Below are 21,229 nucleotides of genomic sequence, written 5' to 3'. Positions count from 1 at the left end.
CGGCTGCATYCACATGTCAGGACGAGCCAGCGATGAGCGAACTACGGATCGGCCTGATCGGCGCCGGTTACATGGGCAAAGCACACACCGTGGGCTTCCAGGGCGTCGGCGCCATCTTCGAGACAGCCCTGCGGCCGGTTTGCGAGATGATCGCGACATCGACCGCCGAGGGCGCCGCGGAGCACGCGCGGCGCTGGGGCTGGCTTCGGTCGACCGGCGACTGGCGGGAACTGGTCGCCGACCCCCGCGTCGATGCCGTGGTGATCGCCACGCCTCCACGGACCCATCTGCACATGGTCATGGCCTGTATCGCCGCCGGGAAGCCGGTGTTCTGCGAGAAGCCGCTAGGGGCCAGCGCCGACGAATCGCTACGCATGACCGAGGCGGTCGAGCGCGCCGGACTGGTCAACATGATCGGGTTCAACTACATCCGTACGCCGGCCAGCCAGCTGGCCCGGCAGATCATCGCCTCGGGCGAGATCGGCGACGTGATCCAGGTGACCGCCGAACACGTCGAGGATTACCTGCACGACCCCGCCCTGCCCGCTTCATGGCGCACACGCCTAGCCACGGGCACGGAAGCCGGCGCGCTGGGTGATGTCGCGCCGCACATCGTGAATGCCTGCCTGCGGCTGGTCGGGCCCATTGCCAGTCTGGTCGCCGACACGAACATCGTGCATTCGCGACGGGATGGGCCGAACGGATGGGAGGCCGTCGAGAACGACGACCAGGGACAGATGCTGCTGCGCTTCGCCAACGGCGCCACGGGAAGCATCAGCTTCAGCCGCATGGCGGCTGGACGAAAGATGGGCTACACGTATCGCATCACTGGCACCCGTGGCGCCCTAGCGTTCGATCAGGAAGATCAGAACGCCCTCTGGCTCTACGACGCCGCCCGAGAGCCGGCGCGACGAGGCTTCCAGAAGCTGCTCATGGGCCCCGCTCATCCTGACTACCTCGCCTTCAATCAGGGCGTCGGTCACGGTACCGGCTACAACGACCAGATCGTCATCGAAGCACGGGATTTCCTGCAGGCCGTGGCCACCGGCGAAGTCATCTGGCCGACCTTCCGCGATGGCTACGAGGTCGACCGCGTGATTGAGGCGGCCCTGCTATCGAACCGCGAACGCCGCTGGATCAGTATCGATTAGCAGCCACCCCTAGCGCAGACTCCCCCGAACCACCAACTCACAACCAAACAACTTACTCCGCGGCACCGCCTCAGGGTCCTCCATCCAGGCAACAATCCGCTCGATCGCATGCAACACCATGTCGCGAATCGGCTGCCGCACCGTCGTCAGCGAGTAGGAAGCCCAGGCCGCCAGCGGCATGTCATCGAACCCGACGATACTGACTTCACCGGGCACATCGACACCACGCTCGCGACAGGCGTCGATCGCACCGAGCGCCAGCACGTCATCACCGCAGAAGACGCCGTCGAGCCGGTCATGTCGGTCGAGCAACGCATGCATGGCCACGCGGCCGTGCTCATGCGTGTAATTGCCTGCGTGCAGCGTCTGCCGCAATGACGACCCCGCCACTTCGGCGAAGCCTTTGCACCGATCGATCGTCGACGCATCGTGCGCCGAACCGCCGAGGAAGGCCAGACGACGCAGGCCGCGCGAGCGCATGGCTTGCGCTACCAGACGTCCACCCTCGACATTGTCGACGGTAGCCACGGGGACGGGTGACGACCGCCCCGCTCGGCCGAAGACGTGAAGCACCGGCAGTCCCGCCGCGCGGCATGACGCGGCGAAACCTGCAGGCGGGGCCGAGGTGGCGATCAGCACAGCGTCGACGTTGTACTGCTGCAGCATGTCGAGCGCCGCCTTGCCATCCTCGTCTTCACCAAGGTTTGCCAGCAAAGGCCTCAGACCTCTCGCCTGAAGTTCGCGGGTAAAGAGGTCGAACACTTCCATGAACGTCGGATTGGCGAAATGGTTGGAGACGAGCCCAATCAGCTCCGTCCGCCCGGTCATGAGGCTGCGCGCGAGTCGGTTCGGCTTATAGCCGAGGCGTTCGGCGGTCTCGGTAACGAGCTCGCGCGTCTTCGCTGACACGCTGGCGCCGGGCGTGAATGTCCGCGAGACCGCCGAGATCGAAACGCCCGCCGCCTCCGCCACATCGCGTGCGGTAGCGGGAGAGGGTCGACTCGGCAAAGGTGTGCGAGGGGGCATGCGGCAAGGTTAGCGCATCCGCCGCAGCGAGCGGAACGACGGCAGCCAGCCAAACAATCGATCCGCTGAAACGGCACCGGAGACTCAAGTTACGGCTTTGTCTCGCAAAACAGGATATGCGGTGCAACGACCGCGTGCGCTCTTCTCATCGCCACCAAGGTATGGTTTCCGTGTCGTTGTCCAACACAGGAGCGTGCAATGAGAATGACGAATGTTCGCGGCTACTCGTTCGCCATGATGGCGATGCTGGCCGTATGTGGGCAAGCCGCTGCCGCAGGCGTTACATGTCCTGCCGCCAGCAACATCAAGGACCTGGGCATTTCGAACGCCGGGACGGATGAGGAGGGAACGGACTACATCGCGACAGAGGGCGGGAAGACGTGGAAAGGATCTGTCTCCGCATTCGACAATCATAAGGCCGATCTGAAAACCCTTAGCGCTGGGAGCGGATCCGTCAGCGGCACAGGCCTCGTCGTATGTGACTACTCAAATAAAGGCGCCGTCACTCTTCGACTGACGATGGATACCTCGAACACCGTCGCTCCGAGCAAGTAGCCGGAGGGAGAAAGCCGGGCAATCACTCGCCCGGCTTTCGCTGCTGGCAGCTTGCATCAGGCGACGACCGAGATGGGGAGGTGTAGTGCCCCCATCTGCTTCATGCGGTCGGTCAGGCCGACGTAGAACGCCGTCAGGGGCTTCGATCCATAGACGCGACCGGACGCCACGTCGATGGCTTTCGAAAACGGTGTCCCTGCTACGTGGACTGACGGACGCGCCGTGATCGGCGTTCGCAAGGTTGTGCTTGTGACGGCATAGGCACCCGGCCCCAGCACCGGCCTGAGCATCACGCGATCACCGAGATATGGGCGGGCTGGACCTCCATCATCTTCATCCAGTCCATCAGGCCGTCGTACAGGTTCACGAGCTTTGAGAACCCATTGTCGTGGGCAAAGGCGGCCATGCTGTCGATCGTCTTTGTCAGGTCCATGGGTACGTCTGGTCGCTCGGCGTACCACTCGGCGGGTATCGAATCAAAAAGGGTCGTGCAATACAGTCCGTCGGGGCCATCGACCGCTCCGCTCATGAGCCGTTCGTCTACATACTCATGCAGTTTCCGCGGCGTGATATTCGAGAAGTCGATCGCTTCCGAAGCACCGACACTTCCGTGTGCCTTGGCCTCAAGAGATACATTGGATGGCTTCTGAATCGTTGACGCCGGCATCGCGTACGCCCGGGTAGTCAGTGCTGAACTCGTAACCTGCATGTGCGTTACTCCTGATCGGTGACGATCAAGAGAGCAGAGAATGGTTGACGACAAAAGATGCTCGAGCAAGGTCGCGACAAAGGACGTCACGACTCATCGGCCTCCCCCTACGCCTACGACCACGAAGAGAAGAAATCACGCCCAGGTGAGGCGCAAACCTCCACAGAATTCATCCTCGCGCCATCGATCCGCTTGGAGCGATAGGCAGATCATGCCCTCGGTCCATTCGACCTGAGGAGAATAATTTCATGAAGCGTTTCGCCCTTACTGCGTGCACATTAAGTCTGATGCTTGGCATCGGCGTCGCTCACGCCGGCAACAGTCTTTCCCGGGTCTACGTACACTCCGTAAAGTCGACGAAGGGAGGGGCCGAAGTCATACCGCAGGGCGGATCATGGACGGCGAGAGATCACGGTGGTCCGGTCCTTCAAATCATCACCGACGAAATCGGCTACGGACACGGCGCACAAGCACGACTGCTCGGAACGCCTCTTCGCGAGGTCAAGTACGAATCGCTCTGCAACGTCCGCGGCCGCCTGGGACCGTGCCCACGCGGCGCAACGATCATCGGCCATCGCAGCACTTGGGACGCCAGTGGCCGCGAAGGGGGACACTTCGAGGTCGTGGTGTTGCCGAACGGCTTCGGCAGCCCGCAGCGAGCCACACTGCAAATCCGCTGATCAAAAAAAAAGCCGGGCGATCTCTCGCCCGGCCTTCGGTGTTACACGTCGACGACGATCACCGCGTGATCGCCTTCGGGTCCTGCTTCGCCTTGAGTGCTGCGCACAGCAGGGTCGACTCACTGGTCTGGGCCAGATCGCGTTCCGCACCGCTCACCTGTGCAAGCTTCGGCTTGAAGAACTCGTTCATGCGATCGGCTTCGGCCTTGGAGCAGCTGCCACCGGCGGCCATCGAGACGAGCTTGCCGCCCGCGAAGCTGCCAGTACGCGCCACGATCTTGTCGTAGTTCGTCGTGTACCAGGTCCACAGCTCGCTGCGGCCGGCTTCGGAGTCACGGTTGCCACGCAGCAGCGCGGCCATCTCGCCCACCTTCACGTCCTTGCTCAGCGAGAAGTCACGCACCTTGTTCGACTGCGTCACGTCCTTGGTGCTGGCCAGGCCCGAGAGCATCGCGTTGCGCTTGGCCGGATCGGAGGTCTTCGGGATCTCGGCAATCAATGCATCGATGGCGGGCGCGCCACGTTCCTGCACGGCCACACCGAGCGAGTCGGCGAGCAGGTCGGGATCGGCGGCATCGAGGTCGAGATGACCGTCCTTCACCTTCAGTGCGGCGTCGCCCTGCTTCAGCAGTTCGGCACGGACTTCCGGCGCGGCGATGTCGTCGTCCCCGAGGAAGCCCGCGAGCGTCGTGCGGGTGATCGTGTCGTTGTCCGCCTCGCCCGCCTTCTTGCGGTAGCCCAGTTCCTTGAGCTTCGGCAGGTACGCAGCGACGGCCCACTTGCGCAGGTGGTCGCGCTGGGCGTCGGTGGTGGCTTCGTTGTTGAAGATCCAGCTGAACGTGGCCATCGGTGCGGTGAAGACCTCGCGGGTCTTCGAAGCCGTGACCGGCTTGAGCGCAGCGAGGACGTCGCCGGCATCGAGGTCGCCGTGAAGGAAGGCGGCGCGCACGGCATCCGTATAGGCCAGCTGCTCGGCGTCGCTCAACGTACCGACCACCTTGGTCAGTGCGGCGAGGTCGGTCTTGCTCTGTGCGAAACGGTAGTAGCCGCGACCGTTCGCATTCGGCAGCACCCACGTGCCCCTGGCGGCATCGTCGAGCACCATGGTGCCGGTCGCCTGGTCGAACAGCTCGCACTTGACCTTGTTCGCACCGCCGGCGGTGCCGTAGCGCACGCACATCGGCACGCCCCAGACGCGGCTGGCGTCGCCCGTACTGCCCAGCGGCAGGTAACGGCTCTGGGTCAGATGCAGGACGGTCTTGCCGCCTTCGACCTTCACCTCGGTGGTGACGTAAGGCACGCCCGACTGATTGAGGAAGCTACGGAACGCGTTCTTGAATGCATCGCCCTGTCCGGCCGCCTCGGCGATCGAATCGATCAGGTCGTCAGCCGTCGCGTTGGCGAACTTGTGCTTCTGGATATAGGCACGCATGCCCTTCTGGAAGACCGGATCAGTCACGTAGCCTTCGAACATGCCGAGAACGGCGGCGCCCTTCTGGTAGGTGATGCCGTCGAACGCGGTTTCGATGTCGCCATTGCCGGTGATCGGCTGGCGAATCTTGCGCGCGCTGACCAGGCTGTCGTTGTTCATCGCACCCTGTGCGCCGCGAACGCGATCGAGATCGGCGCGGTACTCCGGGTGAACCTTGGTGGTGACCTTCTGCTGCATCCAGGTGGCGAAGGCTTCGTTGAGCCAGAGATCGTCCCACCACGCCATGGTCACAGTGTCGCCGGTCCACTGGTGGGCCAGTTCGTGCGCGTTGACGTTGAACGAGCCGCGGACGTACTTCGCCTCCGAATCCGGGTCGATCAGCAGGAGCCAGTCACGGAAGGTGACCAGACCCGCGTTCTCCATGGCACCGGCACTGAAGTCAGGCGCGGCGAGCAGGTCGAGCTTGTCGTACGGGTAACCAAAACCGTAGTAGTCCTCGAGCGTGTGGATGATCGAGTTGGTCTCGCCCAGCACATGCTGCATGCGATGGCCTTCGCCCTTCGCAGCGATACCGCGTAGCGGCGTGGCGGTCGTACGGAATTCGGTCGGCGAAATATCCGGACCCTTGACCACGTCCCACGGGCCGACAGCGAACGCGACGAGATAGGTCGGCAGCGGCTTGGTCGTGGAGAACGTGAGCGTCTTCCAGCCCGCGCCTGCTTTTTCTTCCTTGACCTGCGCGGTGTTGGCCACGCCCTGGTCGTCGGCCGGAATGGTCAGGCTGAGATCGAACGGCACCTTGAACGACGGCTCGTCGAAGCCCGGGAATGCGTAGCGCGCGGAGACCGGCTCCATCTGCGTCATCGCGTAAGGCACGCCTTCGTGCGAGACCTTGTAGAGGCCCTGCAACTGCTTGTTCAGCGGCGCAGTGAATTCGATCGCGAGGGTGATCTCCTGCGGATCGAGCTTCGCACCGAGGTCGATGCGTGCGACGCCTTCCTTCTCAGCGGCGACGGTGTACTTACCGACATGCTTCTTGCCGGCGGCATCGGTGACGGTGACCTTGGATACCGTCAGGTCCTTACCGTGCAGCCAGATGAAGTCGGAGGCCTGGCTCAGCTTGATCTTGATCGTGGTCGAGCCGGAGTAGTTTTCCTGCTTCGGATCGACCTTGAAGGCCAGTTTGTAGTTTTCAGGCTGGGCCCAGGTCGGCAGGTGGCCGAGGGGCGCGGCGGCGTCCGTGCCGGCGGCGAACGCGGCGCCACAGCAGGTGGCGAGCGCGGTAAGGATGAGAGGACGGACGAAACGACGCATGGCGGGTGGGACTCCCCTGTGGGTAATCGCCCATCCTGCGAACAGGGATGACCTTCGACACAGTGCCAGAAGGCACCCCTGTCCTCGCTGCGCCGCGTCATTCCGGACGCCGCAGCATCAAAGCTCGACGATGGGCTTGAATCCGCCGAAGACCATTCGCTTGCCGTCGAACGGTAGCTTCTTGGGGTCCATGAACTCGGCAAGTCGCGGATCTTCCATCACTTTCTTCATGACACGGTCGCGTGCGCGCTTGTTCTCGTAGACCACCCAGGAGAAGACCACGGTCTCGCCGGGCTTCAGCTTTACGGACTGCGGAAACGACGTGGATTTGCCGGGTTTGACGTCATCGGCGATGCATTCGTTGTAGGCCAGGGCGCCGTACTCCATCCAGATCTTGCCCGCCTTGCGGGCCATCTTCTTGTAGTCGTCCATGCGGTCCAGTGGTACGGGTAAAACGAAACCGTCGACGTAGCTCATGGCGCAACCCTCCCGGTGATGGTTAGGGAAGCGTCTCCCAGAACGAAGAAAGGCCGCGTTAAACGCGGCCTTTCGTAGGAGCCAATTCATTGGCGATGGGTGCTTGCAACAAATCGGCCCGCTGCCGCGGGATCGCCGATGAATCGGCTCCTACAGGCACAGGTGTCGCTGCAATCAGCCGGCGGCGTCGGCCTGCTCAAGGACCACGGCGACGCCGTGGATCACCGAAGCGATGCGCACCGCGCTCTGAATCGCCTGCACCGAAATGCCACCGTCACGGAGCACCTTGTCGTGCGAGTCGATGCACATGCCGCAGCCGTTGACGGCCGAGACCGCCAGCGAGACGAGTTCAAAGTCGTTCTTGGCGTCACCCTTGTAGGCACCGATCACATTCATGCGCAGCTTCGCCGGAATGGTCGCGTATTCCGGGTGGCTGACCAGGTGCTGGAAGCGGTAATAGATGTTGTTCATGCCCATGATCGCGGCCGAACCCTTGGCGGCGGTCAGCTGTTCGGCCGTGGCGTGCTCGGCAGCGAACGCGGCGATGGCTTCGGTCAGCGGCTTGTAGCGAGCCGAGAACGCGGCGCCGAGGGCGACCATGGAAATCTGGGCAAGGTTGAGGCCCGGGGCTCCCGCTTCGCTCAACACGGAGTCGAGGTTGAGCTTGAGGTCCTTGGCGTATTCGGGAAGCTTGCTACGAAGATCGGCGACGCTCATGGGATGCACCTTGTCTTGGAATAGGGAATGAGGCGCGGAATGGCTCGGCACGCGCGGTGCCGGTTCACGCGGGACACGTGAGAGCGTGTCGGTGATGCGGTAAGGGGCTTAGAAAAGAGGCGGTGAAGCGAACTTCACCGCCTCTCGGGTAGCCCGCGCCACGCGGGGGAGGGAGCGCTGTGGCGCGGGACTTACGACCGGTGCTGCCTTAGGCGACCTTGAGGGTCTCGTCGCCGGACTTCCAGTTGCAGGCGCACAGCTCGTCGGTCTGCAGCGCGTCGAGAACGCGCAGCACTTCGTCCGGGTTGCGGCCGACGGAACCGGCAGTCACGTAGGCGAACTGGATCTCGCCGTTCGGATCGACCAGGAAGGTCGCGCGCTGGGCAACGCCTTCGTCGGTCAGGATGCCGAGGGCCGAGGTCAGGTCCTTCTTGATGTCCGCAACCATCGGGAACAGCAGGTCCTTCAGGTCGGCGTGGTCCATGCGCCAGGCGCGGTGGACGAACTCGGAGTCGGTCGACACGGCCAGCACCTGGCAGTCACGGTCGGCAAACTTCTCGTTCAGATCGCTGAAACCCTTGATCTCGGTCGGGCAGACGAAGGTGAAGTCCTTCGGGTAGAAGAAAACGAGCTTCCACTTGCCCTCGTACGACTTGTCGGAGACGTCGATGAACGCGTCTTCGATCTTGTTCGCGAGCGGGCCGCCGTTGACAGCCTTGAGGTTGAACTGGGGGAACTTATCGCCAATGCTCAGCACGTTTGACTCTCCGTTGAGGGTGGAATGAACTCTGCGCGCGCTCATGTCGCCGCGACTGAAAGGCAAGATTAGCGCGCTGCAACATATATCTCAAATCGATTGTAGACATCATTGTGATAGGCTGGACCTATCGTTCCGAGTCGAGCCCGTCGCCATGAACCTGCGTGACTTGTCCTACCTCGTTGCCCTGGCCGAGCACCGCCATTTCGGGCGTGCGGCCGAGGCCAGCTTCGTCAGCCAGCCGACCCTTTCGACCCAGATCCGCAAGCTGGAGGACGAACTGGGCGTGGCCCTGGTCGAGCGAACACCGCGCAAGGTGCTGCTGACCGAGACCGGTCGCGAGATCGCCCGGCGCGCCCGGGGGGTCCTTTCGCAGGTCGACGAGATCAAGTCGATCGCCCAGCGCACCCGTGATCCGGAGTCCGGCACGATCCGGCTGGGCATTTTCCCAACCCTGGGTCCCTACCTGTTACCTCACGTCATTCCGCACCTGCGCCAGCGCTTTCCTCGCCTGGAGCTGCTCCTGCGCGAAGAGAAAACCGAGCAGATCCTTGGCATGCTGCGCGAGGGCACGCTGGACGCCGGCATCCTCGCCCTGCCGATGCACGACGATTCCCTGCACGTCGAGTTCCTGTTCGAAGAACCGTTCGTGCTGGCCGTGCCGGACAACCACCCCCTCGCCGGGCGGCAGTGCCTGAAGATGGACGACCTTGCCGACCAGAATCTGCTGCTCCTCGAGGACGGTCACTGCCTTCGCGACCAGGCGCTCGAGGTCTGCCATCTGGCGGGCGCGGGCGAAAAGACCGGTTTCCGGGCCACCAGCCTGGAGACGCTACGTCAGATGGTTTCCGCCAACGTCGGCATCACGCTGATGCCGATCCTCGCCGTGAAGCCGCCCGTGGCGCAGTCGGGCAATGTGCGACTGATCGAGTTCGAAAGCCCGGCGCCAAGCCGTCGCATTGCGATGGTCTGGCGCAAGAGCTCGGCCATGACGCCGTTCTTCACCGCCCTCGCGGAGGTGATCCGCGACGTTCCGGCCGAACTGTTCAACGCCCGGGAATGCGCCACACGTCAACCGGAAGGCGCGCCAACCGTTGCCCTTCCATCCTCCTGACGGTTTCCTGATACATGCGCGTCTGGCTAATCGTCCTGCTCCTGCTCTGCGGACTGGGCGCGTACACGTGGTGGCATAAGCGGCCCATGCATGCGGCTGCGGGTATCGTCGCGGGCACGGTACCCAGCCAGCAGGATCTGGGCGCCGGGCCACAGCTGGCGCGCGGCCACTTCTCGCTGGAACCTCGCGCGAAGTTCGCCATGACGGGCCGCGTGCTCTCCCGCGAGGACTACCAGCTGGACGATCTGGCGCCGATCGCTCCCACCGACCTGGCCCTGGGCTGGGGCCGGATGTCGGATACCGCGGTGCTCGACAAGATCAGGATTTCGCAGTCCAACCGCTTCTACTTCTGGTACACGGATACTTTTCCGATCCCGCGGCACGAGATCGAGGACTCCAGCGCCAACATGCACATGATCCCGGCCAACGACACGGTGGCCCGGGAGCTTGGCAATGTGCGCCCGGGGGAAGTGATCCACTTCGAGGGTTTCCTCGTCGACGTCAAACGCGACGACGGCTGGCACTGGGATACCTCGCTCACCCGTGAAGACACCGGCGCAGGCGGCTGCGAGATCGTCCTCGTCGAAGACATCCACGAAGCCGGCCACTGAGGCCAGCCACCGATCTCAGCCGCCGATCAGGGCGTGGAGAGGGGCCGGACCGGACCACTTCGAGCGACCGTGGAGGCCGGCGAGTTCGATGACGACGCTGGCGCCGACCACTTCGGCGCCCAGCCTCTCGACCAGGCGACGACCCGCCTCGAGTGTTCCGCCCGTTGCCAGCACGTCGTCGACCACGATGACCCGTTCGCCGGGCAACAGGGCCTGGGTGCCGATCTCCAGACGGTCGTGGCCGTACTCCAGCCCATAATCGACGCCCACGACGGGCGGTGGCAGCTTGCCGGCCTTGCGCAGCGGAACGAAGCCGGCGTTGAGCGCGCGCGCCATGGCCGCGCCGAAAATGAAGCCGCGCGACTCGATACCGCAGACGGCGCCGATCCCTAGCCCGTGCCATGGCGCGCACAGCGCATCGATGCAGGCGCTGAACGCCGCGGCGTCGGCGAGCATGGGGGTGATGTCCTTGAACATGATGCCCGGACGCGGGAAGTCGGGCACGTCGCGGACAAGGTCGGTGATGGCCTTGGAAACATGGGCCTGCATGGCATTGATCCTGGAAAGTATCGCGGCGCTCAGGCCGGAAAGGTGGCGGCGCCGAAATCGTCGTCGGAGGCCGCGGCGATTCGCGCCTCGGCAAGTTGACCGTCGATGACGCGGACGATCGCCTCGGCCGCTTCCGCGGCCGCCTCGGGCACCATGACGGCGAGGAAGTCCCGCGCAGGAAGCTGCCCGACCGCACCGGTCAGAAATTCACCCGCGATGAAGGCGGGAATCTCCGCCTGCTCGAGTGCATTCTTAACCAGATGGGCGTCAATCAGGGATTCGGCGTGATAGGCGATACGCATGGTAGGAAGCTACCCGCGCGGCCGCCCGGCGGCAAGCGCTACGCGCCTAAGGTAAACTCGGATGTTTGCCGTGCCCATCCTCCGAGTCCTTTGCGATGTCGACCGAAACGCCCGTCCTGCAGCAGCACTTCATCGGCCAGATCGTCCGCGAGGACCTGGCTTCCGGCAAGCACACGGTGATCCACACCCGCTTCCCGCCTGAGCCCAACGGCTATCTGCACCTGGGTCACGCCAAGTCCATCTGCCTGAACTACGGACTCGCCACCGAGTTCGCCGGCACCTGCAACCTTCGCTTCGACGACACCAACCCGTCGAAGGAAGACGTCGAGTACGTCGATGCCATCCAGCGCGATGTGAAATGGCTCGGCTTCGAGTGGGCCGAGCTGCGCCACGCCTCGGATTACTTCGAAGTGTTCTATCGTTCGGCGCTCAAGCTGATCCGCCTGGGCGTGGCGTATGTGGACGATCTCTCGGCCGAGGAAGTGCGCGAGTACCGCGGCACCCTGACCGAGCCGGGCCGGAATTCGCCCTACCGCGATCGCAGCGTCGAGGAGAACCTCGACCTGTTCCAGCGCATGCGTGCGGGTGAGTTCGCCGACGGCAGCAAGACACTCCGCGCGAAGATCGACATGACCGCGGGCAACATCAACCTGCGCGATCCCGCGCTGTACCGCGTGCGCAAGGTGCATCACCAGAACACCGGCGACGCATGGCCCATCTATCCGATGTACGACTTCGCGCATTCGCTCTCGGACGCGCTCGAAGGCATCACCCATTCGCTCTGCACGCTGGAATTCGAAGACCACCGCCCCTTGTACGACTGGTGCGTGGATAAGGTCGACCTCGCGCACGATCCGGAACTGTGGCAGCCCCTGGTCGACGCCGGCCTGCCGACCTCGCCCAGCAAACCCCGCCAGATCGAGTTCTCGCGCGGCAACCTCAACTACACGGTGATGAGCAAGCGCAAGCTGATCACCCTGGTGTCCGAAAACCTCGTCGACGGCTGGGACGACCCGCGCATGCCGACGATCGCCGGCGTACGCCGGCGCGGCTTCACCGCCGCCGGCATCCGCCTCTTCTGGGAGCGCGTCGGTGTCAGCAAGCAGAACAGCACGATCGACATGAGTGTCCTCGAAGGCGCCGTGCGTGAGGATCTCGACGCCGTCGCGCCGCGCCGCCTTGCCGTGATCGACCCGGTGAAGCTCGTCATCACCAACCTCGACGCAACCCACCACGAGCAGCTCACCTTCCCAAACCATCCGAAGGACGAGAGCTTCGGCACACGCAGCGTTCCGTTCTCGCCCGAGCTGTGGATCGAACGCGAAGACTTCGCGGAAGTGCCGCCGAAGGGCTTTCATCGCCTCAAGCCGGAGGGGGAAGTGCGTCTGCGCGGCGTCGGGATCGTCAAGTGCGACGAGGTCGTCAAGGACGCGAACGGCGAGATCACCGAGCTGCGCTGCACCCTCGACCTCGAAAGCCGGACCGGCATGCCGGGTGCCGATCGCAAGATCAAGGGCACCATTCACTGGGTCAGTGCGCGTGACGCCGTTCCCGCCATCGTGCGCCTGTACGACCGCCTGTTCGACGCCGCGGATCCGGACGACGACAGCGACGGCAAGACCTACAAGGACCACATCAACCCGCATTCGCGCCGCGTCGTCCACGGTTACGTGGAGCCGGCCGCCGCGGGCGCCGCGCGCGAGGACCGCCTTCAGTTCGAACGTCTCGGCTACTTCGTCGCCGACATGCACGACCACACGCCCGGCACGCCCGTGTTCAACCGCGTCGTGACGCTGCGCGACTCCTGGGCGAAGCAGGCCTGATGCTGTACGCACAAGTCCATCTCACCCTGCCCGCCTGGGTCCATGAAGCCGTGGACACCTCGGCCACGTATGCGGGTGACGAGGCCAAGGTCGGCCTGGCCATCGAGCTATCGGGACGCAACATCGACCTCGCCACGGGCGGTCCCTTCGGCGCCGTGGTGTTCGACGGCAACGACCGGATCGTCGCCGTGGGGGTGAATCGCGTGGTGCCTCATGCCTGTTCGGTGGCCCACGCGGAAATGATGGCGTACATGACCGCGCAGGAGCGCCTGCAGCGCTTCCGCCTCAATGAAGACGGCAGCCGGTTCGTCCTCGCCACCAGTTCGCAGCCGTGCTGCCAGTGCTACGGCGCCACAGTGTGGGCGGGCGTGGACGAGCTGCTCATTGGCGCACGCTCGGAGGATGTCGAGGAGCTCACGCCATTCGACGAAGGCCCGCTGCCCGCCGACTGGATCGGCGAGCTCGAGCGTCGCGGCATTGCCGTGCGTCGCGACATCTGCCGGGACGAGGCACGGGACGTGCTCCGCCGCTACGGCGAATCGGGCGCCAGCTATTGAAACCGGTCCTTCCCGGGTGAGTCGCTGGCGTGCCGCGCTGCCGCTTTTGCTGCTGCTGATCGCTGGCGCGGTGATGCTCGGTAGCGGTGCGCTCGACCGCTTCCACCCGACCCGGCTACTCGCCGAAGAGGGTGCCTTGCGCGGCGCGATCGCCGAGCATCCCGTCATGTCGCGGCTGGCCTATACGGGTCTGCTTACCCTGGCCATTTCCACCGGCGTGCCAGGAACGATCGTCATCATCCTCGCAGGTGGCTTGCTGTTCGGCATCGCCGAAGGCACGGCCCTGTCGTCCGTCGCCCTCGTGCTCGGCTCACTCCTTCTCTTCCTTGCCAGTCGCTATGCGTTTGGCGCGGGTGGCCGCCAGCCACCGGAACTTGCGACGCGCATGCGTACCGGGTTCTCCGCGCATCCGGTCAGTTACACCCTCGCCCTGCGCTTCATTCCCGTCGTGCCGCTGGGCGCCATGACGGTGGCTCTGGCCTGGTTGCGTTGCCCGCTATGGCTGTTCCTGGGCGCCACCTGGCTGGGCGGGACAGTGTCCCTCGTGGCCGAAACCGCGGTCGGGGCCGGTCTCGGCGACACGTTCGGCGGCAGCGCACCATTCACCCTGGCGCGACTTCTCGACGGCAGGATCCTGCTCCCGCTGGCCGCGTTCGCTGCGCTGAGCGTGCTTCCGCTGGCGATAAAGAGCCTTCGCGACCGGCGTCGGCGCCGTCCCCACCGCTGACGCCAGCCGCGTTGAACTGCGTTAGGCTGTAGCCTCGCGTCGCCCGGGAGGGGCACGCAAGGGGAGACAGATGCGCGACGTATCGGTTACGTGGCTGGAACGGGTCTGGCGCCGCACTTCACTTGTGCAGCGCCTGACGTGTGTCGCGCTCGTACCCACCGCCATCAGTGCGGTCCTGCTGGTTACCCTGCTCACCCGCCATCAGATGGATACCCTCCACGAGATGGGCCGCTCCACGGCCGACGCCATTGCCCAACAGGCCGCCAGTGTCTCCGGCGAAGCCCTGCGCAACGGCGAGCGGCGCGAGATTTCGCATATTTCCCAATCGATCGTCCAGCTGCCCCAGGTAGCACGGGTTCGCATCAGCGACCGCGATGGCGAGATCATTGCGGACCGTGTGAACGGAACCATCGACGACGATGACAATCTCACCGTGTCGCGCGAGGTGCTGGACCCGACAAGTCATCGCGTCGTCGGCTCGGTCACGGTCGATGTCAGCGTCGAGGACGCTATCGCCGCGCAACGAACCAGCGTAAACAACGCCCTCCTCTGGCTGGCGCTCAGCCTGTTCATCGCGGTGATGATCGGTTGGTCCACGGCGCGCTGGCTGAGTGCACCGCTGCGCAATCTCGCCATTGCGGTTCGCCAACTCGGCCTGGGCGACCGTACCGTGGTGGTCCCGGTCACCGACGATACCGAGATCGGTGACCTCCAGCGAGGCTTCAACGGCGCTGCCTCGCAGCTGCTGCATGCGCAGATCGGGATGGAACGCGAGATCGCCATGGCCACGGAAGAACTCGCCCGGAAGAACGCCGCACTCGAGGCCGCCAGCGTGGCGAAGGCGCGCTTTCTTGCCGCCGCATCGCATGACCTGCGCCAGCCACTCTACGCGCTCACCCTGTTTTCCTCCGGCCTCGCCGTGGACGAGTACGACCCGGTACGGCTCAATCGTATCGCCCACATCCAGGAGTGCGTGGAAGCGCTGGACCACCTGTTCAGCGAGCTGCTCGACCTCTCTCGCCTGGAGACCGGTGCCATGCCGGCCGTGCTCCGCGATGTTCCGCTGGACGAGGTTTTTGAAGAGGTCAGCGTGAATTTCCGCATGGTGGCCGAACAGCACGAACTGCGTCTGGTCGTGCGGACGACCGGCCTCTGGGTACGCTGTGACCGCACCATGGTCGCGCGCATCCTCAACAACCTGGTCAGCAATGCGCTGCGTTATACCCGCTGCGGTGGTGTGTTGGTGGGTGCACGCCGGCGTCCCGATGGCACGGTCCGCGTGGATGTGTGGGATACGGGCCTGGGTATCGGCCCGGAGCATCTCCAGCACATTTTCGACGAGTTCTACCGGGTCGAGAGCGGCCCGGAAGCCGGGCGTCCCGAGAGCACGCGGCGCGGACTGGGGCTGGGCCTGTCCACGGTGCAGCGCCTGGCGGGCCTGCTTGGCACGCGCGCCATGGTGCGCTCGCAGCCGGGCAAGGGCAGCGTGTTCTCGATCACGCTGCCGGAGGTCCAGCCAGGGAAGATCGAGGCACCGGTCGCGGCGACGACGGGCAGCCCCGCGCCGCGGGACGTTGTTGGCATGCGCGTCCTGGTGATCGACGACGAGCCCAGCATCCTCGCCGGGATCAGTTTTCTGCTGGGCAGCTGGGGCTGCGAGGTGATGACTGCCGAAGATGCGCAGCAGGCCATGGAGGCGGTGCACCAGTGGATGCAGCCGCCGGATATCGTGATTTCCGACCTGCGGCTCCGCGAGGGCACCGGCCTGGACGTCATCGACCTGCTCGATCGCTATTATCGCCGCCGGCCCGGCGACCCACCACCGTTTGCCCGCGTGCTGATCACCGGCGAAACCCGCGGGGACTTCCTGCGCAACGTCGACCAGACCACCACGCAGGTTCTCTACAAGCCCGTTTCGCCCGAACGCCTGCACGATGTCATGGTTTCGGCCTGGACCGTCCATCATGCACCCGTCTGAACCAGATGGCTGGCTTGCCGCGAGGCGCCCGGAGGGCTATGTTTCCAAGAACGGGGATGCTCGCGGTAGTGCGGGCGGAGGAAAGGCATGCGTGTTCTGATCGCGGACGATCACCGGTTCATCATCGACGGCGTCAAGCTCAAGTTGAGGGAATTGGGTGAGGACGTCGAGTTTGTCGAGGCCCAGACGGTCGCTGATCTCTATGCGCAACTCGATCGCCTGCCCCTCCCCGATGTCGCCCTGATCGACATAGGCATGCCGGACGCCAACGGCGTCGAACATATTCAAAGGGCGCTGGAGAAACTCGCCGACGCCAACGACAAGGTCACCAGCCAGGACAGCGAAAGCCCGGATCTGACCGATGACGAACGCCGCCTCGCCGCCGACTTGATCGGGACCCGTACTGCGCGCAAGCGTGCTGTCCTTGTCTTGTCCGGAAACAGCGACCCCGCTGCGATTCGCCATATGCTCGAACTTGGCGTGCAGGGTTACATCGTGAAGACCTCAAGTCCGGACGTCGTCCTGAACGCGGTGCGTCTGGCTGTCTCCGGCGGTATCTACGTACCACCGGAAGCTATGGATGCCGCCGTATCGAGCATTCCCGTTCCGTTCTTTTCCAAGGCCAACGGCAGCGATGGACTGACGACCAAGGAGCGCCTGGCCACGGTCCTCACCGAACGCCAGATCGACGTACTCAAGCTATTGGCCAAGGGCCGGCCGAACAAGCTGATCGCCCGCGAGTTGGGCATCAGCGAAGGCACCGTCAAGATTCACCTTGCCGCGATCTTCCGTGCGCTACATGTGCGGAACCGATTGGAGGCACTGGTTGCCGCACAGCACCTGGGCGACTAGCTAAAACACCATCCACGCGAGGCAGGCGCGATGCGGGCAGGCGTGAAGAGCGCGGCGAGAGGCTGGGTGCGCGCGGGGTTCTGCGCATGGCTGGCGTGCGTCCTTTGCTCGGGTCCCGCCGTGGCGGCCGGTCCCGCGCAGGGCGATGTCGATCCGAATGCCCCGCTCACCTTCGGCATTCTTCCCATCGGGGGTCCCGCCGAGTCGCTGGAGGCGTGGCGCCCCATGCTCGACGACTTGAGCAAGGCGCTCGCCCGCCCCGTCCGCGCGGTCTCCGTCACGACCTACGAAGGCATCGCTCAGGCCATCAGCGAGCAGAGGGTGGATATCGCCTTCCTCTCCGGGCGGCTCGCCCTGGACGCCGTCACCGGGCAAAACATGCAGGTGATCGGGCAGCTGACCCGCGGCGATGGCTCGAAAGGCTATTACGCCGTGGTGCTCGTGGCAGCGGACTCGCGCCTGCGTACGGTCGACCAGCTGTTCGCCAAGCCGGGTAAATGGCGCTTCGCCCGCGGCGAAGCGCTTTCGGTGTCCGGCTATCTCGTTCCGGAAACCCAGTTGTTCGCGGCACGGAACGTGGACTCCGACACCTTCTTCGCCAGCGTGCACATCGACAACCACCAGAACAATGCGTTGGCCGTTGCCAACGGCGAAGTGGACGTCGCCACCAACAACACGGCGGACCTGGAACGCTTCAAGCAACATTTTCCCGACCAGTACGCGCGCCTGCGCGTGCTCTGGAAGTCCTCGCTTATTCCCCATGCGGTGATCGTGATCCGTAACGACCTTCCGCTTGCGTTACGCGAGCGCGTGGCCACCTTCATTACCAGCTATGGCAAGGGCAAGGAGGGTTCGCGCGAAGAAGCGAACCTGAAGCTCATCCACGACATCAGCGGATTCGCGCGGGCTGATAACGCCGTGCTCGTGCCCTTCGTCGATATCGAATATTCGCTGGAGAAGCGCCGCGCCACCAGTGCGCAGTGGGTCAGCGAAGCCGCGCGTGAGGCGCGCTTCCAGAAGATCAAGGTCGACCACGATGCGGTCGTGAAGCAACTCGACGGCAAATAGCCGTCCAACGGGCCTAGGCCATAAGGTATAGACGGGCAGCCTAGGTCCCCTTGTCTATCGCGCATCGAACGCGCGTTTCATAGATTCGTTGTCATGAACGCGTCGCCGCATCCGCCCGCAAGGCCCGCGCCCCTGCATCGACAGCTGATCCTTCGCGGATTGCTGCCGATGACGCTGGTTGCGCTCGCGTTGGCCGGATCGCTTGGCGTACTGCACATGCGGGCGCTCTCCGGCGAAGCGCGAACGGTCGCACGCATCCAGGCCATCCGGCTGGGCGCATCCATGGACGCCGCGACGAACGACGAAGCCGTTCGCTATGCACTGACGCGCGCGCTGTCACGCAGCGCGCCTACCGAAAGCCTCACGCTTCGCCGTGACGACGCGCCGGACCTGGTCATCGACAGCGGACGACACGTACCTTCCGGACGTGCGTTGCGCGTCCGCCTCAATACGCCACTGGGTGAACTCGAAACGGTTTCCGATGCGACCTCCCTGCACGAGCGGCGCGCCGCCGCTGCTTTCATGACATTGTTGCTGTGCTGCGGGGTGCTTGCGGCGTTCCTGTTCACGCGGCGGGCGCTGGAACGCGATGTCATCGAGCCCATCGAAGGCATGCGCGATCGTATCGACGCCTTCCTCCATCCGCGCCAGGCGAAACCCATGGCAGGTGGCGTTGGCGAACTTGCCACCATCGACGCACTGCTCGACGAATTGGTCGACCTGCGGCGACGCCACGACATGGCCATGTCCGACGCGCTCCGCCAACGGTTGCAGGATATCGCGCGACACACGCGCTTCATCGAGCAGGTCGGCGACCACTTCCGCCAGCCGCTACAGGCACTTTCCCTGTTCGTCGCTGGTATGCAGCCGGGCGAGGACCTGCGGCAGCGCGCGGTGCTCGGCCAGATGCGCACAAGCCTTACGCGGCTCAACGAACTTCTCGACGGCTTGCTTGCCATGGCACGCTTCGATGCGGGCGCCGTGGAGCCCCGCGCCATCGACCTCATTGCATCGGATCTTTTCGTGCGAGAGCGGGCAGCCATCGACGAAGACGCCAGCCGCCTCGGTGTCGACGTGCATTGGCGTGGGGGCCGCCTGCCCCTCCACGGCGATCCGGCTCTGCTGGGTGAACTGCTTCATCGCCTGGTGGCGAATGCCGTCATCAGCACGCCGAACGGCCGCGTACTGGTTGCCGCGCGACGCCGTGGCGATGCCGTGCGACTGGAGGTCCGGGATAACGGCATGGGCCTGGAACCCATCCAGCAGGAGCGCGTGTTCGAAGACTTCACCCGACTTCCCGGCCACGCCGGTTACGGCATCGCGCTGGCCGTGGCCAGGCGCATCGTCGATACCCTCGGAGGCAGCATCGGGGTCCGCTCCCGCCCCGGGCGGGGAACGCTTTTCTGGGTACAGCTCGAGGGCGCTTCTGTTGGCGTTCCCTCGCGAACAGCTCCCACACTGAGCCGCCATCCGGCCCTTTGATCGACAGCCATCTGTCGGCGGCGACCCGACCGGCGTATCGTTACGGAAGTACACAGACCTTTCCGAGGATCACTGTCGTGTCGAGCGTCAATTGGTCTGATACGGCGCCGGTGGTGGCGTTCATCGGCGTGTTCGCGGGGGCGATCGGCCTTCCCGTGCCGGCGATGCCTACCCTGATCGTGGTGGGCAGCACGCTGGTCGCCGCACGCGACCCCGTCCTTATCCTGGCGACGTTCCTCGGTGCCCTTGCAGGCGCCTTCGCCGGCGACGCAGCGTGGTTCCTGACCGGGCGTCGGTTCGGCTACCGCGTACTCGATGGCTTGTGCCGTATTTCGCTTTCCCCCGACACCTGCGTACGCCGCGCCAGTGGTTTTTTCGAGAAGCGCGGGGTCAAGCTGCTGCTGGTGTCGCGGTTCATTCCCGGGCTCTCCCTCGTCGCCATTCCGATCGCCGGCGCCGGCGATACCCGATTCTCCCGCTTCACCCTCTATGACCTGCTTGGCGCGGCGTTGTGGATTTCCGTCGGCTTATCGATCGGCATGCTGTTTTACCGCCAGATCGACGCCGTGCTGGCCACCCTAAAGCAATTCGGTCTCGGTATGGCGGCGCTCGCCCTGATCGGACTGTTGCTATGGGTCGGCTTTCGCTACAGCCGTCGTGCCCTGCTCATCGCACAGTTGCGCAAAAGCCGAATTTCCGTCGACGAACTCTCCGTCCTGCTCGCCAACGAGCCCGGCGCACTGATTGTCGATGTGCGCTCGACCCTCAGCCGCCGCGACGATCCGTTCGTCATCCCAGGCTCGCGCCTGTTCGACCTGGCCACGGCGGATGCCGCACTGGCGACCCTGCCCAGGCACACCTCGGTGGTGATTTACTGCTCGTGCCCGAACGAAGTCTCGGCGGCCAAGGTGGCGGAACGCCTGAGCAAGCTGGGTTTTTCCAACGTCCGCCCGCTTACCGGGGGCATCGGCGCCTGGCGTCAGGCGGGACGTGACGTCGAGGCCATTGTCGCCACGACCTGAACCGCCACGCCGCTCGGGTTGTGCCGCCCCCCATGCGGCCACTAAACTAGCCGGCTTCCCGCGCATGGGTCGTTAGCTCAGTTGGTAGAGCAGCGGACTTTTAATCCGTAGGTCGCCGGTTCGAATCCGGCACGACCCACCATTCGCGCCAGTGAGTCACGTTCAGGTAGGGCATATACCTGACGCTCCAACGAGAAGAAGCCTGAGCTGGCCCGTCCCGCCGATGAAGGAACATGGGCTAATATTTGGCCTGACAGGGAAAGGCGGAGGTACGTCAATGTCTACGAAGCCAATTTCGAAACGCGATAGCTCTGGTCCTTTTGCGA

22 protein-coding genes and 1 tRNA gene are annotated in these 21,229 nt (G+C 64.5%); 14 read left to right on the top strand and 9 right to left on the bottom strand.

All coding sequences use genetic code 11. From position 1 onward, the window contains the following. Positions 1 to 32: 32 nt before the first annotated feature. The gene (locus tag AC1DSN_RS03955) at positions 33 to 1,151 is read left to right on the top strand and encodes a Gfo/Idh/MocA family protein (protein WP_477294346.1); all 1,119 of its coding nucleotides are present in this window, start codon (positions 33 to 35) and stop codon (positions 1,149 to 1,151) included. A gap of 9 nt (positions 1,152 to 1,160) precedes the next feature. Here AC1DSN_RS03955 and AC1DSN_RS03950 read toward each other — a convergent pair whose 3' ends face one another. Further along, a complete protein-coding gene (locus AC1DSN_RS03950; protein WP_477294344.1) occupies positions 1,161 to 2,123 on the bottom strand; it encodes a LacI family DNA-binding transcriptional regulator in 963 nt (320 codons plus the stop codon). Positions 2,124 to 2,375: 252 nt separating this feature from the next. Between AC1DSN_RS03950 and AC1DSN_RS03945 the strand changes: the two genes are divergently transcribed. After that, positions 2,376 to 2,732: a hypothetical protein gene (locus AC1DSN_RS03945; RefSeq protein WP_477294342.1), complete on the top strand. Its 357-nt coding sequence runs from the start codon at positions 2,376 to 2,378 to the stop codon at positions 2,730 to 2,732. Between the two features lie 56 nt (positions 2,733 to 2,788). Here AC1DSN_RS03945 and AC1DSN_RS03940 read toward each other — a convergent pair whose 3' ends face one another. Continuing rightward, entirely contained in the window at positions 2,789 to 3,025 is a 237-nt protein-coding gene (locus tag AC1DSN_RS03940) for a hypothetical protein (protein ID WP_157503894.1), read from the bottom strand. Then, entirely contained in the window at positions 3,022 to 3,441 is a 420-nt protein-coding gene (locus AC1DSN_RS03935; protein ID WP_477294339.1) for a hypothetical protein, read from the bottom strand. Before AC1DSN_RS03935 ends, AC1DSN_RS03940 begins: the two co-directional genes overlap by 4 nt. Positions 3,442 to 3,689: 248 nt before the next feature. Here AC1DSN_RS03935 and AC1DSN_RS03930 point away from each other — a divergent pair, with 248 nt between their 5' ends. Next, entirely contained in the window at positions 3,690 to 4,121 is a 432-nt protein-coding gene (locus tag AC1DSN_RS03930; protein ID WP_477294337.1) for a DUF4879 domain-containing protein, read from the top strand. A gap of 58 nt (positions 4,122 to 4,179) precedes the next feature. Here AC1DSN_RS03930 and AC1DSN_RS03925 read toward each other — a convergent pair whose 3' ends face one another. From AC1DSN_RS03925 to AC1DSN_RS03910, 4 genes are all read right to left on the bottom strand, one after another. Next, a complete protein-coding gene (locus tag AC1DSN_RS03925) occupies positions 4,180 to 6,867 on the bottom strand; it encodes a M1 family metallopeptidase (protein ID WP_477294335.1) in 2,688 nt (895 codons plus the stop codon). A gap of 117 nt (positions 6,868 to 6,984) precedes the next feature. Continuing rightward, on the bottom strand, positions 6,985 to 7,344 hold the full coding sequence (locus AC1DSN_RS03920) for a DUF1428 domain-containing protein (protein ID WP_477294333.1): 360 nt from the start codon (positions 7,342 to 7,344) through the stop codon (positions 6,985 to 6,987). 174 nt (positions 7,345 to 7,518) lie between these two features. After that, positions 7,519 to 8,061 (bottom strand): carboxymuconolactone decarboxylase family protein, encoded by a 543-nt coding sequence (locus AC1DSN_RS03915; protein ID WP_063573276.1) that lies wholly within the window; start codon positions 8,059 to 8,061, stop codon positions 7,519 to 7,521. Positions 8,062 to 8,269: 208 nt separating this feature from the next. Further along, entirely contained in the window at positions 8,270 to 8,818 is a 549-nt protein-coding gene (locus tag AC1DSN_RS03910; protein ID WP_063573275.1) for a peroxiredoxin, read from the bottom strand. Between the two features lie 154 nt (positions 8,819 to 8,972). Here AC1DSN_RS03910 and oxyR point away from each other — a divergent pair, with 154 nt between their 5' ends. Continuing rightward, positions 8,973 to 9,932: a DNA-binding transcriptional regulator OxyR gene (oxyR, locus tag AC1DSN_RS03905; RefSeq protein ID WP_477329658.1), complete on the top strand. Its 960-nt coding sequence runs from the start codon at positions 8,973 to 8,975 to the stop codon at positions 9,930 to 9,932. A 14-nt stretch (positions 9,933 to 9,946) separates the two neighbouring features. Beyond that, positions 9,947 to 10,543 carry a hypothetical protein gene (locus AC1DSN_RS03900; protein ID WP_477299047.1) on the top strand — a complete coding sequence of 199 codons (597 nt, stop codon included), beginning with the start codon at positions 9,947 to 9,949 and terminating at the stop codon, positions 10,541 to 10,543. Positions 10,544 to 10,558: 15 nt separating this feature from the next. Here the strand turns inward: AC1DSN_RS03900 and AC1DSN_RS03895 are convergent, their stop codons facing one another. Both AC1DSN_RS03895 and AC1DSN_RS03890 read right to left on the bottom strand, forming a co-directional pair. Further along, positions 10,559 to 11,092 carry an adenine phosphoribosyltransferase gene (locus tag AC1DSN_RS03895; RefSeq protein WP_213948586.1) on the bottom strand — a complete coding sequence of 178 codons (534 nt, stop codon included), beginning with the start codon at positions 11,090 to 11,092 and terminating at the stop codon, positions 10,559 to 10,561. Positions 11,093 to 11,121: 29 nt separating this feature from the next. After that, positions 11,122 to 11,394, bottom strand: a complete 273-nt coding sequence (locus AC1DSN_RS03890; RefSeq protein WP_213948585.1) for a putative signal transducing protein — start codon at positions 11,392 to 11,394, stop codon at positions 11,122 to 11,124. A 95-nt stretch (positions 11,395 to 11,489) separates the two neighbouring features. On the opposite strand from AC1DSN_RS03890, the gene AC1DSN_RS03885 reads away from it, so the two are divergent. The 9 genes from AC1DSN_RS03885 (at position 11,490) to AC1DSN_RS03845 (ending at position 21,045) form a co-directional block, all read left to right on the top strand. Further along, the gene (locus AC1DSN_RS03885; protein ID WP_477296355.1) at positions 11,490 to 13,217 is read left to right on the top strand and encodes a glutamine--tRNA ligase/YqeY domain fusion protein; all 1,728 of its coding nucleotides are present in this window, start codon (positions 11,490 to 11,492) and stop codon (positions 13,215 to 13,217) included. Then, a complete protein-coding gene (locus AC1DSN_RS03880) occupies positions 13,217 to 13,774 on the top strand; it encodes a nucleoside deaminase (RefSeq protein WP_477296354.1) in 558 nt (185 codons plus the stop codon). Before AC1DSN_RS03885 ends, AC1DSN_RS03880 begins: the two co-directional genes overlap by 1 nt. 16 nt (positions 13,775 to 13,790) lie before the next feature. Continuing rightward, complete coding sequence (locus tag AC1DSN_RS03875) at positions 13,791 to 14,501, top strand: TVP38/TMEM64 family protein (RefSeq protein WP_477296353.1); 711 nt, start codon at positions 13,791 to 13,793, stop codon at positions 14,499 to 14,501. 70 nt (positions 14,502 to 14,571) lie between these two features. Next, positions 14,572 to 16,479, top strand: a complete 1,908-nt coding sequence (locus AC1DSN_RS03870) for an ATP-binding response regulator (protein WP_477296352.1) — start codon at positions 14,572 to 14,574, stop codon at positions 16,477 to 16,479. Positions 16,480 to 16,566: 87 nt separating this feature from the next. Next, positions 16,567 to 17,331 carry a LuxR C-terminal-related transcriptional regulator gene (locus AC1DSN_RS03865; protein WP_063571775.1) on the top strand — a complete coding sequence of 255 codons (765 nt, stop codon included), beginning with the start codon at positions 16,567 to 16,569 and terminating at the stop codon, positions 17,329 to 17,331. Positions 17,332 to 17,361: 30 nt separating this feature from the next. Then, complete coding sequence (gene phnD, locus AC1DSN_RS03860; protein ID WP_477296350.1) at positions 17,362 to 18,399, top strand: phosphate/phosphite/phosphonate ABC transporter substrate-binding protein; 1,038 nt, start codon at positions 17,362 to 17,364, stop codon at positions 18,397 to 18,399. A gap of 93 nt (positions 18,400 to 18,492) precedes the next feature. After that, positions 18,493 to 19,881 carry a sensor histidine kinase gene (locus AC1DSN_RS03855; RefSeq protein ID WP_477329656.1) on the top strand — a complete coding sequence of 463 codons (1,389 nt, stop codon included), beginning with the start codon at positions 18,493 to 18,495 and terminating at the stop codon, positions 19,879 to 19,881. Positions 19,882 to 19,958: 77 nt separating this feature from the next. Further along, positions 19,959 to 20,903, top strand: a complete 945-nt coding sequence (locus tag AC1DSN_RS03850; RefSeq protein ID WP_477297146.1) for a VTT domain-containing protein — start codon at positions 19,959 to 19,961, stop codon at positions 20,901 to 20,903. A gap of 66 nt (positions 20,904 to 20,969) precedes the next feature. Continuing rightward, positions 20,970 to 21,045 (top strand) — tRNA-Lys (locus tag AC1DSN_RS03845). Positions 21,046 to 21,229 lie beyond the last annotated feature (184 nt).

It is taken from the genome of Luteibacter sp. P4_D7_3 (assembly GCF_056401735.1).
This window is presented reverse-complemented; position numbering and strand designations above follow the sequence as displayed.

Bases quoted from the DNA above. Each gene is read 5' to 3' on its own strand.
- AC1DSN_RS03955 (WP_477294346.1), top strand. From the start codon at position 33: ATGAGCGAACTACGGATCGGCCTGATCGGCGCCGGTTACATGGGCAAA.
- AC1DSN_RS03945 (WP_477294342.1), top strand. From the start codon at position 2,376: ATGAGAATGACGAATGTTCGCGGCTACTCGTTCGCCATGATGGCGATG.
- AC1DSN_RS03935 (WP_477294339.1), bottom strand. From the start codon at position 3,441: ATGCAGGTTACGAGTTCAGCACTGACTACCCGGGCGTACGCGATGCCG.
- AC1DSN_RS03930 (WP_477294337.1), top strand. From the start codon at position 3,690: ATGAAGCGTTTCGCCCTTACTGCGTGCACATTAAGTCTGATGCTTGGC.
- AC1DSN_RS03925 (WP_477294335.1), bottom strand. From the start codon at position 6,867: ATGCGTCGTTTCGTCCGTCCTCTCATCCTTACCGCGCTCGCCACCTGC.
- AC1DSN_RS03920 (WP_477294333.1), bottom strand. From the start codon at position 7,344: ATGAGCTACGTCGACGGTTTCGTTTTACCCGTACCACTGGACCGCATG.
- AC1DSN_RS03915 (WP_063573276.1), bottom strand. From the start codon at position 8,061: ATGAGCGTCGCCGATCTTCGTAGCAAGCTTCCCGAATACGCCAAGGAC.
- oxyR (WP_477329658.1), top strand. From the start codon at position 8,973: ATGAACCTGCGTGACTTGTCCTACCTCGTTGCCCTGGCCGAGCACCGC.
- AC1DSN_RS03900 (WP_477299047.1), top strand. From the start codon at position 9,947: ATGCGCGTCTGGCTAATCGTCCTGCTCCTGCTCTGCGGACTGGGCGCG.
- AC1DSN_RS03895 (WP_213948586.1), bottom strand. From the start codon at position 11,092: ATGCAGGCCCATGTTTCCAAGGCCATCACCGACCTTGTCCGCGACGTG.
- AC1DSN_RS03890 (WP_213948585.1), bottom strand. From the start codon at position 11,394: ATGCGTATCGCCTATCACGCCGAATCCCTGATTGACGCCCATCTGGTT.
- AC1DSN_RS03885 (WP_477296355.1), top strand. From the start codon at position 11,490: ATGTCGACCGAAACGCCCGTCCTGCAGCAGCACTTCATCGGCCAGATC.
- AC1DSN_RS03880 (WP_477296354.1), top strand. From the start codon at position 13,217: ATGCTGTACGCACAAGTCCATCTCACCCTGCCCGCCTGGGTCCATGAA.
- AC1DSN_RS03870 (WP_477296352.1), top strand. From the start codon at position 14,572: ATGCGCGACGTATCGGTTACGTGGCTGGAACGGGTCTGGCGCCGCACT.
- AC1DSN_RS03865 (WP_063571775.1), top strand. From the start codon at position 16,567: ATGCGTGTTCTGATCGCGGACGATCACCGGTTCATCATCGACGGCGTC.
- phnD (WP_477296350.1), top strand. From the start codon at position 17,362: ATGCGGGCAGGCGTGAAGAGCGCGGCGAGAGGCTGGGTGCGCGCGGGG.
- AC1DSN_RS03855 (WP_477329656.1), top strand. From the start codon at position 18,493: ATGAACGCGTCGCCGCATCCGCCCGCAAGGCCCGCGCCCCTGCATCGA.